At 72.2% G+C, this 8,450-nt stretch carries 9 protein-coding genes; all 9 read left to right on the top strand.

Going from position 1 to position 8,450, the window contains the following annotated elements; all coding sequences use genetic code 11:
• The first annotated feature begins 115 nt into the window (after nucleotides 1-115).
• The gene (locus ACFY30_RS15745; RefSeq protein ID WP_390845732.1) at nucleotides 116-463 is read left to right on the top strand and encodes a DUF6507 family protein; all 348 of its coding nucleotides are present in this window, start codon (nucleotides 116-118) and stop codon (nucleotides 461-463) included.
• The gene (locus tag ACFY30_RS15740) at nucleotides 460-3,033 is read left to right on the top strand and encodes an ADP-ribosyltransferase (RefSeq protein ID WP_390845731.1); all 2,574 of its coding nucleotides are present in this window, start codon (nucleotides 460-462) and stop codon (nucleotides 3,031-3,033) included. The genes ACFY30_RS15745 and ACFY30_RS15740 overlap by 4 nt, the downstream gene beginning before the upstream one ends.
• A 41-nt stretch (nucleotides 3,034-3,074) precedes the next feature.
• The gene (locus tag ACFY30_RS15735; RefSeq protein ID WP_390845730.1) at nucleotides 3,075-3,473 is read left to right on the top strand and encodes a hypothetical protein; all 399 of its coding nucleotides are present in this window, start codon (nucleotides 3,075-3,077) and stop codon (nucleotides 3,471-3,473) included.
• A complete protein-coding gene (locus ACFY30_RS15730) occupies nucleotides 3,466-3,867 on the top strand; it encodes a hypothetical protein (RefSeq protein WP_390845729.1) in 402 nt (133 codons plus the stop codon). Before ACFY30_RS15735 ends, ACFY30_RS15730 begins: the two co-directional genes overlap by 8 nt.
• A 125-nt stretch (nucleotides 3,868-3,992) precedes the next feature.
• Nucleotides 3,993-4,607, top strand: a complete 615-nt coding sequence (locus ACFY30_RS15725; RefSeq protein WP_390845728.1) for a hypothetical protein — start codon at nucleotides 3,993-3,995, stop codon at nucleotides 4,605-4,607.
• A gap of 133 nt (nucleotides 4,608-4,740) precedes the next feature.
• A complete protein-coding gene (locus ACFY30_RS15720) occupies nucleotides 4,741-5,184 on the top strand; it encodes an HD domain-containing protein (protein WP_390845752.1) in 444 nt (147 codons plus the stop codon).
• Between the two features lie 35 nt (nucleotides 5,185-5,219).
• The gene (locus ACFY30_RS15715; RefSeq protein ID WP_390845727.1) at nucleotides 5,220-5,525 is read left to right on the top strand and encodes a hypothetical protein; all 306 of its coding nucleotides are present in this window, start codon (nucleotides 5,220-5,222) and stop codon (nucleotides 5,523-5,525) included.
• A gap of 76 nt (nucleotides 5,526-5,601) precedes the next feature.
• Complete coding sequence (gene eccD / locus ACFY30_RS15710; protein ID WP_390845726.1) at nucleotides 5,602-6,957, top strand: type VII secretion integral membrane protein EccD; 1,356 nt, start codon at nucleotides 5,602-5,604, stop codon at nucleotides 6,955-6,957.
• 61 nt (nucleotides 6,958-7,018) lie between these two features.
• On the top strand, nucleotides 7,019-8,416 hold the full coding sequence (locus ACFY30_RS15705) for a hypothetical protein (RefSeq protein ID WP_390845725.1): 1,398 nt from the start codon (nucleotides 7,019-7,021) through the stop codon (nucleotides 8,414-8,416).
• Nucleotides 8,417-8,450 lie beyond the last annotated feature (34 nt).

Below are 8,450 nucleotides of genomic sequence, written 5' to 3'. Positions count from 1 at the left end.
AGCGGGCGAAGGCCGCGGTGGACAACATCGGCTGACGGAGGACTTGGCGCGTGCTGCGAGGAACGGGGGTTGACGGGTGCCGGGCTGGGATCTGAAGCCGCAGGGTATTTCGGGTGTGCTGAAGACGACGGGGGAGACGGCGTCGGACTTGCAGAAGCATGCGACGGCGTTCGGTGAGCATCTGACGTCGGCTGCGTCGAGTGCGGGGACGATTTCGGCGGATGCTCCGGCTGCGGGTGGTGAGCAGGCGCAGGGTGGTCTGGTGGCGTTGGCGTTGTCGCAGTATGCGGAGCGGGCGTCGAAGGATCTGTCGTATGTCGCGGCGCGTGCCGGGAAGTCGTTGCAGGGTGTGGTGGACGCGACGACGGCGTATTTGAACGGTGACGAGCAGATGGCGTTGGAGGCGCAGCGCAACACGCTGAAGGCGCCGAAGCTCGACATGCCGGGGACGGGCAAAGCGTGATCAAGCCGGAGGAAATACCCCAGTTCACCGGTGACTTGGCTCAGCTCGAGCTGGATCACGCGGCCCTGACGAAGGACGCCGGGCACGTCCGGGACACGGGCAAGGACGTCCATACCCAGTTCCAGGGGCTGTCCGCCTTCTACCACGCGCCGGAGGCGGAGCAGCTGTTCGGCACCACCAAGCCGGTGCAGGACCGGGCCGACGACTTCGCCACCGATCTCGAGACGGTCTCGTCCGCCCTCTCCTCGTACGCCACCGAGATCCGGCCCCTGGTCTCCAAGCTCAAGGAGCTCAAGACCAAGGCGCAGACCTTCGTCGACTCCGTCAAGGACGACGACGAGTGGGAGTACGACGGCGACAAGGTCGACGAGCACAACCAGATCCGGGACGACATCACCGCCACCGTCGCCGCGTTCTGGGCGGCGGAGCGGACCTGCCACAACAAGATCACCGCGATCTGGGGCGGGACCCAGATGGTCGCGGGCGACGGGTCCGAGCGCAAGGACCAGTACGGCTTCAACGCGGAGGACCTGAAGAACGCGAAGCTTCCCTGGGGTGACCCGGTGGAGGAGCGGCACCACTGGTACGAGGTCGGCCACTGGGTGAAGTCGTTCGTGTGGGACGGCCTGATCGTGGACGGGGTCTGGGGCACGATCAAGGGTCTGGGCACGCTGGTGGGCTTCGGCGGCTGGGACGCGATGGGCCAGGCCTGGAAGGGCCTCGCCCAGCTCGCGACCGGGCTCGCTCTCGCCTCCATTCCCGGCGTCGGTACGGCGTTCTGGCTGCTGCCCGACGACAAGCTCCCTTCCTGGATTCGTGATTCGCGCACGGCGATGAAGGAGACGGGCAAGGCGCTGGTGGCGTGGGACGAGTGGGGCAAGAACCCCGGCCGCGCGGCCGGAGCGGTGACCTTCAACGTCCTGACGACGGTCTTCACCGGTGGTGCGGGTGGTGCGGCGGCCGGTGCGGGCAAGGCGGGCGCGGTCGCCAAGGTCCTGTCGGTGGCGGGCAAGGCGGGTCGTGTGATCGACCCGATGACGTACATCGCCAAGGGCGCCGGCGCGGGCCTGTCGAAGATCGGCGACATCGCCAAGGGCCTCAAGGGCCTCGGCAAGGTCGAGATGCCCACGCTCCCCGACGGTTCGGTCCACCTTCCCGACGGCCGCGTCCTGGAGCCGAACGGCAACCTCGTCTCGCCCGACGGCACGATCGACACCACGCCGGTTCCGCACGAGACCGCGCCGGCCTCGTACCAGACGCCCGCCGGGCTCCCGTCCCACTGGACGATCCCGTCCCCGGACGGGACACCGTCGTACGCGGGCGCGGCCCATACGGCCGACACCGGGGCGTACGCCGGGGCGCACGCGACGAGCGACGGGATCTACGGCGGGACGCCGCACTCCACGGGCACCGGCACGGGCGGCGGTACCTACACCGGCGGCGCGCACGCCACGTCGGACGGCATCTACGGCGGTGTCCCGCACAGCACCGGCGATGCGGTCTCCGCGGGCGCGCACTCCGGTACGACCCCGTCGGCCTGGTACCACGACACCCCGGCGACCGCTGCGACGCACGACGTCCCGGCCACGATCCCGCACGACGCACCGGCGGCCACCCCTCACACCGGCGGCCACGGCACCGACGTACCGCACGGCACGGGCCACGACACCCCGGCCGGGCACCCGCACGACGGCTCGCACGGCGGCTCGCACGGCGCCGGTCACACCGACGACGCCTCGCACGGCGCCGGGCACACCGACGACGCGGCGCACACGGGGGACCACGCGGGCGCGTGGGACCACGTGGACGTCGGCGACGGTGCCCTGGACACCGGCGCCCACCACGGCACCGACGTCCCGGTCACCTCGGGCCACCCGGACGTGGACCTCCCGGGGCACCCCGGGGCCGGCGAGCCGTTCGAGTACAAGCCGCTCGTGTCCGGGGACGACTTCGACGGGCTGACGGATGCCGAGAAGCACGCCGTCGCCCAGGCCGAGCTGGCGCACGGCACGAACCCCACACCCAGCGTCAGCAACAAGGCGGGGTGGGACTACGGCAACGCCTACTGGAACGACTTCCTGGACGGCCTCTCCGCCGAGTCGAGGGACTCGCTGGTCACCTACACCGGCCATGCCTACGACGACATCAACGGCCATCTGCGCTTCGGCAACGACGTGCCCGACTCGATCCTGCACACCATCGACGAGATGGACAAGGTCATGGGGACCCGTCCCGTGCCCGAGAACATCATGGTCGTCCGCGGCACGGGAATCGATCACCTCAACCTGGATTCGCCGCTGGACATGGAAGGCCGGGTCTTCGACGACAAGGCGTACACGTCCACGGCACTGGGCGAGGGGCCGCCGCCCCCCTTCGACCAGAAGCCCGTCTACATGCACCTGCGGGTGCCGGAGGGCACGCCCGCGCTCTGGCTGGACCATCTGTCCAAGTACCCCGGCGAACGGGAACTGCTCCTCGCCCGCGGCAGCAAGTACCGGGTGACGCGCGTCTTCCTGGACGAGGCGGACGGGAAGTGGCACGTCTACGGGGAGGTTCTGCCGAGGTCGTAGCCTCGTAGCGGAACAGGGAGAGTCAAAGGAATGTGGACGTCATGAGCAGTGAACGACCGATCAACCCGCGCTTCGCCGAGGACCTGCCGTTCACGGAGGTGGACGCCCCCCCGACGTACAGCCGGCAGACCGGTGGTCCGGTCGCGCACCTGAGCGTCGCCGACGAGACGGGCACCGTGATCGGGTACGTCTGGGCCAACGACGGTGACGACGCGGCCGGATGGGTGGTGCCGCCGGGGCTTCCGGCGCGCGCGGTGAACGCCGGAGCGTCCTGGCTGCGGGCGCTGCGCGGCGGCAAGGCCCGGGGTCTCGCGCCCACGGCTCTGCTCGCCGAGCTGGCGCAGGGCGCGAACGACAACAAGCTGAGTCACGCCGTGCCCGGCTCCCTCACCGAAGCCCCCTCCCTCGCCGCCCTCAAGGAACGGGTCGCCGGTGGCTGAACCCCTGCGGATCAACCCGCGCTTCGACGAGGACATGCACCTCGACCTCGTCTCGCCCGGGCCACCGCGGTACCGGACCAGCACCGACAACCCCGTGCGGTACGTCACGGTGGTCTCCAAGCAGGACGGCACGGTTCTCGGTTACGTGTGGGCCGACGACGCGGACGACGCTGCCGCGTGGATCCCCCGCACCGCCTCCGGAAACCGGGCCCTCGCCGAGGGCGGTCACTGGCACGCCCGGCTGGAGGGGGCCAAAGGGCGCGGGATTCCGCCGTCCCAGGCCCTCGTGGAGATGCTGTCCAGCCCGCAGGGCAACCGCGGTCGGGTCCTGCCCGGCTCGCTCGACAGCGCCCCGAACGCGGGCGCCGTCGAGCTCCTGGCGAAGGGTGGCTAGACGCCGGCCCCCGCCCGTGCACCGTCGGTGCCGACCTCCCGTTCCGATCATCGAGTCCGCGGTTCACGCCACCGCGGCAGCATGACCGTCCGCGATCACCTCATCCACAGAGAGCAAGCCATCCCATGACCACCCCGCCCCAGGGCAACCCCTACGCCGCCCCCGTCCCGCAGGCCGGTCCCAACCCCTACGCCCAGCAGGGTGGTTACCCGCAGACGGCGCCGGTGCCGCAGCAGGGGTACCCGCAGACGGCGCCCGTGCCGCCCCAGCAGGGGACGCCGTACGGGTATCCGGCCCAGCAGGGGCACCCGGGGTACGGCGCGTACCCGGGTCACCCCCAACCGCCCGCCCCCGCGTGCATGTTCTGTGGAGGTTCTCCCGCCGTCCACGTCACCTTCCGGGCCCACCGGGGGATCCTGATCCTCATGACCTTCGGGAAGCAGAGCGGCATGATGTGCGCGACCTGCGGGCTCGGGGTGTACCGGGAGCTGACCACGCGGACGCTGTGGCAGGGCTGGTGGAGTCCGTTCTCGCTGTTCCTGTTCACGCCGTTCACGGCCATCCACAACCTGGTCGTCGCCCGCAAGGTGAAGAAGCTGCCGGCGCCGGCGCCGGGCCAGCACGGGCAGCAGGTCGACCCCGGCGTGCCCGTGCACCGGCGGCCGCTCGCGTACGTCGCGCTCGTTCCGGTGCTGTGGATCCTGTTCATGATCGTCACCGGGCTCACGCAGGGCTCGTGACGGAGGCGGCCCGGGGGAACGACCCGCACCCCGGGTGTACGCCCCCGCCTCCCGTGCCTTATGTTGCACGGGCAAAGTAAGGGGGAGTTTGCATGCCGCAGCACGGGCACCGGGGGAGGCGCGCGCCGTGAGGATGAGCCTCGCCGAGGTCGAGGCCGTCGCGTGTGCCGCGCACGCGGAGCAGACGGACAAGGCCGGACGGCCGTACACCGAGCATCTGCGGGCCGTCGCCGAGGGCGTGCGTGCCCGGGGCGGGGGCGAGGAACTCGTCGCCGCGGCCTGGCTGCACGACGCCGTGGAGGACGGAGTGCTGAGCGAGGAGTGGCTGGAGACGGCCGCCCTCGACCAGCGGACCAAGGACGTCGTGCGCGCCGTGACCAAGCGGTCCGGTGAGTCGCCCGAGGCGTACGCGGGGAGGATCCTGGGGACGCCGGGCGCCCGGCTGGTCAAGGCGGCCGACCTCGCGCACAACGCCGACCCGGACCGGCTCGCCGTGCTCGACGAGGTCACCGCACGGCGGCTCGAGCGGAAGTACAGCGCCATGAGGCGGTACCTCGGCCTCACCCCGCACGACTGACGGCCCATCAAAAGCTACGCACAGGACGACGACTAATGGCACGGGACTACGACAGCCAGCTGCTGGAGTCGGTGGCGGTGCGGCGGCGCCGGATGCGCGACGCGCTGCTGTTCGGCACCCAGCGCGGCCGGCGCACCCTGGACGAGCGGCTCGGCAAGGTGTTCGCGGGCATCGCGATCGCGGCCGTGCTCTGCGCCGGCTGCGTCGGCTGGTCCTTCCTGCAGGCCACGCTGGCGAAACAGAAGGCCGAGCAGGAGAAGCAGCAACAGCAGCAGGAGCAGCTGTACAACCCCGCGGGCAGCAGCAGCCCCTCCACCGGCGCCAAGGGGGAGAAGCAGTGAAGAGGACGAGCAAGGGTGACGGGTGCATGGCATATCAGGCCTGTGGCCGAAATGACGCGATGATAGGTTCCGGTGAGTGGTGAGCACTGCAACGACGTCTCGGACCCAGCTCAGCCGTATCACCCTGATCGGTGAGCGGCGACGCGCCGACCTCGTCCTGCCGTCGGACACTCCGATCGGCCAACTGCTCCCCGACATACTGCGGTTGCTCGACGACCGGGTCGCCACCCGGCCGACCACGCGGCAACTGGTCACCTCCGACGGCTCGGTGCTGCCGAACGACGCCACGCTGTCCTCGGCGGAGGTCGCCGACGGCGCCGTGCTGCAGCTGGTGCGGGCGCACGCCGCGCCCCCCGCGCCGGTGGTGCACGATGTGACCGACCAGGTCGCCGACGACCTCGACCTGCGCTCCTGGCGCTGGCGCCCGGCCGCGCGCCGGGTCAGCGCCGGGGTCGCCACCGTCGTCTTCGCCGTGGCCGCCGCCGTACTGGCCCGGCGCGAGTTCGCGCTGGAGTCCGTCACCACCGCGCTCGCGGTCGCCACCGTGGTGTTCCTGCTGGCCGGTGCGGTCGTCGCGAAGATCGGCGAGGGCAACCTCGGGCTCGCCACCGCGCTGCTGTTCGCCTCCGGCGGCCTCGGTCTGCTCACCGCGTGGACCGCGGCGGACGCCTACGACTGGTCGGGCGAGGCACGGCTGGCCGGAGTGGTCGCCGCGTCGGTGCTCACCCTGGTGCTGCTCGCCTACTTCTCGCCCCTCGGCCGGGGCGGACTCATCGGCGCCGGGGCGGCCGTCGCCATGGCCGCCGTCTGGGAGGCCGTCGCCGCCGTGCAGGACCGGCCGGACCGGCTCGGCGCCGTGATGACCGTGTTCTCCGTGGTGCTGCTCGGCCTGCTGCCGCGGCTCGCGCTGATGGCCTCCGGGCTCACCGGCCTGGACGACCGCCGGTCCTCGGGCGTGTCGGTGAGCCGGCACCAGGTCTCCAACGCGCTCGCCGCCACGCACCGCGGGCTCGCCCTGGCCACCGTGGTCACCGCCGCCTCGGCGGCCGCCGGCGGCTGGCTGCTGACCACCGCCGACACGCCGACCGCGTGGACGGTGACCCTGGCCTCGCTCACCGCCGTGGTGCTGCTGTCCCGGGCCCGGGCCTTCCCGCTGGTCGCGGAGGTCGTGGCGCTGTTCGCAGCGGCGGCCGTGCTCGTCGTACGCCTCGCGGTGCTGTGGCTGGACCACGCGGGGGGCGCCGGTGCGCTGGCCCTGCTGGGGGCCGCCGCGGTGCTGCCGCTGCTGGTCCTCGCGATCGAACCGCCCGAGCACGTGCGGATCCGGCTGCGCCGGCTGGCCGATCTCATCGAGTCCTTCGGCGTGATCGGGCTGTTCCCGCTGGCCGTCGGCGTGTTCGGCATCTACGGGCAACTGCTCGACAAGTTCTGAGGTCTGAGGGACTACGCGTCGGTACTCCGGGCGGGAGTCCGACGCAAGGGAGAAGGGCGACATGCCGAGCGGTGAGAACTGGCAGAACGACGTGCTGCGCGACCTGAGGGGCGGCGCGGCACCTCAGCGGCCCGCGCCCGCGACGGGACAGGGCGACGACCCCGCACCGGGGCAGGCACCGCAGCCGGGCGTACCCGCGCAGAACGCCCAGGCGGAGACGCCGGGATACGGCTACCCGCACCAGCAGCCGGCACCCGCGTACGGGTACCCCCAGCAGCAGCCCGCGCAGCCGGGAACACCGGGATACGGCTACCCCCAGCAGCCGTACGCCGACCCCGCGGCGCAGCAGGCCCGGCAGCCGTACGCCGACCCCGCGGTCCGGCAACCGCAGCAGCCGTACCAGGACCCCTCGGCCCAGCAGCCCTACCCCGCCCAGGCCGCCCCGTACGCCCAGCAGCCGTACGCCGAGCAGCACGCGCCGGCGGCCGCGCAGGCAACCGCGCAGCCGGCCCCCCAGGGCGCCGCGGCGCGGCGCGCCGCCCCCGACACCCGTCCCGTCCTGGACAAACGGCTCGCCGCCGCCGGTCTCAAGCCCCGCCGCGGCGAACCGTTCGCCGCCCGCGCCCTGCGCGCCGTACGCCGTACCGTCTCCTCCTCCGCCGCGCGCGAGGTCGCCGAGACCACCGCGACCGCCGAGGTGCTGCAGCGGACGGTGACCACCGGCCGGCAGATCGCCGTGACCTCCATCCGCGGCGGCTCCGGCAAGACCACGATCGCCGCCCTGCTCGGCGCCACCTACGCCCACTACCGCCAGGACCCGGTCCTGCTCGTCGAGGCCGACCCGGCGCTCGGCTCGCTGCCGCTCCGGCTCGGCGCGGAGAGCCTGCGCTGGACCACCGGCGACCTCGCCGCCCTCGTCGAACCGCAGATGTCACTGCTGGACATCACCGGATACCTGGTCCAGCTCCCGGAGAACGCCTGGCTGCTGCCCGGCAGCCAGGGACAGGTCGGCGCGATGCTCGACACCAAGGGCTACGAGCGGGTCATGGTCTCGCTGCGCCGCTACTTCGGGGTGACCGTCGTCGACTGCGAGACCCTGCCCGCCGAGGTGGCCCGCACCGCGCTGTCCGCGGCGCAGGCCCGCGTGCTCAGCGCGCCCGCGACCCTGGAGGGCATCGCCAGCACCCGCTCGGTGCTGGAGTGGATGCGCGGCCTGCCCCGGGACATCACCACCACGACCGTCGTCGTGCTCACCGAGACCGCCCCGCACTCCGGTATCGACCTGGACAAGGCCGCCGAGCAGCTGAAGTCGACCGGCGTGAGCGTCCGCGTCCTGCCGTACGACCGTCATCTCGCCGCGGGCGGCGCCATCCGCACCGATCTGCTCGCCCGCCCGACCCGGCTGGCCGCCACCCGGCTGGCCGCCGAGGTCTTCGAACTGTCCCAGAAGCGCCGTTGAACCACCTCGAAGGGACCCCACGAAGGACAGGACG

The organism is Streptomyces sp. NPDC000345, from assembly GCF_042898825.1.
In the GTDB taxonomy this organism is placed as follows: domain Bacteria; phylum Actinomycetota; class Actinomycetes; order Streptomycetales; family Streptomycetaceae; genus Streptomyces.
Note: the sequence above shows the minus strand (reverse complement) of the source record. Positions and strands in the feature narration are given on the sequence as shown.

Excerpts from the sequence above, each read along its gene's own strand:
- ACFY30_RS15735 (WP_390845730.1), top strand. The coding sequence starts at position 3,075 with ATGAGCAGTGAACGACCGATCAACCCGCGCTTCGCCGAGGACCTGCCG.
- ACFY30_RS15725 (WP_390845728.1), top strand. The coding sequence starts at position 3,993 with ATGACCACCCCGCCCCAGGGCAACCCCTACGCCGCCCCCGTCCCGCAG.
- ACFY30_RS15720 (WP_390845752.1), top strand. The coding sequence starts at position 4,741 with ATGAGCCTCGCCGAGGTCGAGGCCGTCGCGTGTGCCGCGCACGCGGAG.
- ACFY30_RS15715 (WP_390845727.1), top strand. The coding sequence starts at position 5,220 with ATGGCACGGGACTACGACAGCCAGCTGCTGGAGTCGGTGGCGGTGCGG.
- ACFY30_RS15705 (WP_390845725.1), top strand. The coding sequence starts at position 7,019 with ATGCCGAGCGGTGAGAACTGGCAGAACGACGTGCTGCGCGACCTGAGG.